The 1,652-nt window shown below is 69.1% G+C and carries 1 protein-coding gene; it reads right to left on the bottom strand.

Going from position 1 to position 1,652, the window contains the following annotated elements:
* Positions 1 to 1,652, bottom strand: a 1,652-nt coding sequence (locus ACT89H_RS29320) for a condensation domain-containing protein (protein WP_445111907.1), incomplete at both ends; no start/stop codon positions are given.

The raw sequence follows: 1,652 nt of genomic DNA, 5'->3' as shown, positions 1-1,652 counted from the left end.
AGCTGGCCGCACCGCAGCGGACCGCGACCGCGTCCGGACGCGACCACGCCTGCTCGGCGATCACATCCGGCAGGGTCGCGCCGGGAACCCAGGCCCCCGGCACATTCCATGCGTTCAGGACCTGCTCGCGTTCGCCGGGCGCGAGCACATCGATGTCGCCGACCGGGGTGGTGGCATCGGCCGCGACCGCCGTCAGGACACGGCGGAAGCGGCTTGCGAAGTTTCGCACTGTCAATTCGTCGAACAGGTCGGTCGCGTAGCCGATCACCACCGAGAGGCCCGGTGCGCCCGACTGTTCGACCAGGGTGATCTGCAGATCGAACTTGGCCGCCGACACGTCCGGATCGATGCCGGACACGGTGAGCCCGGGCAACTCGAGCGTCGCGGGAGCCAGGTTCTGCAGTACCAGCATCACCTGGAACAGCGGATGCCGCGCCGCGGAACGGACCGGGTCGAGCAACTCGACCAGTCGCTCGAACGGCAGATCGGCGTGACCGAATGCGGCTACGTCGGTCTCGCGGACCTCGGCCAGCAGTGTTTCGAACGACGTGCCCGGCTCGACCTCGGTGCGCAGCACCAGGGTGTTGACGAACATGCCGATCAGATCATCGAGTTCGGCCTCGCCGCGGCCTGCCACCGGCGTGCCGATGGCGATGTCCGAGGTGCCCGACAGCCGGGCCAGCAACACCGCGAGCGCGGCGTGCACCACCATGAACAGGGTCGAATTGTATTGCTGGGCAAGGTTTTCGAGCCCGGAGTGCAGGTCGGCGTCGATATCGAAGGCGAAGCTGCCGCCGCGATAGGACGCCCGGGCGGGCCGAGGCCGGTCGGTCGGCAGCGGCAGTTCGTCCGGCAGGGCGGCGAGCGCGTCCCGCCAGTACGCGGCCTGTTGCGCGATCAAGCTCTGCGGGTCGTCCTCGGAGCCGAGCACCTCCCGCTGCCAGAGACTGTAGTCGGCGTACTGCACCGGCAGCGGAGCAATGGCCGGGGCCTCGCCCCTGCTGCGCGCCTCGTAGGCCAGGACCAGATCCCTGGTCAGCGGGCCCATCGACCAGCCGTCGGAGCTGATGTGGTGCGCGACGAAGACCAGCACGTGCTCGGTGGGGTCCTCCGCGCTCGCGGACGCGATCTCGAACAGCGCGACCCGGAACGGCACCTCGGTGGTGACCTCGAACCCGGCGCTGACGACGCTGGTCACCACAGCGACCGATTCGGCCGCGTCGACTCGCGTGGGCGTGAGCTCGATCGGCACCTGGTCTGCCGTCAGCACCTGCTGTACCGGGCCGTCGGGCGTCTGCGGGTAGATGGTGCGCAGGATTTCGTGGCGCGCCACCAGATCCGCGACCGCCTGTCGCAGGGCCAGGACGTCCAGGTCACCGGTGAGGCGGATGGCGGCCGGGATGTTGTAAACCGATGAGGCCGGATCGAACTGGTTGAGGAACCACATGCGCTGCTGCGCCAGCGACAACGGAATGCGGTCCGGACGCGGACCGGCCACCAGAGCCTTACGTCCGCCGGTGCCCGCGTGCTGCTCGACCTTCACCGCGAGCCCGGCGACGGTGGAGGCTTCGAAGATGGTGCGGACCGGGACCCGAGTATCCAACGCCGCACCGATCCGCGCCGCCACCTGCGTCGCCAGCAGTGAGTTACCA

It is taken from the genome of Nocardia aegles (genome assembly GCF_052545135.1).
The sequence above is the reverse complement of the archived record's forward strand: the minus strand, read 5'-3'. Positions and strand labels throughout refer to the sequence as shown.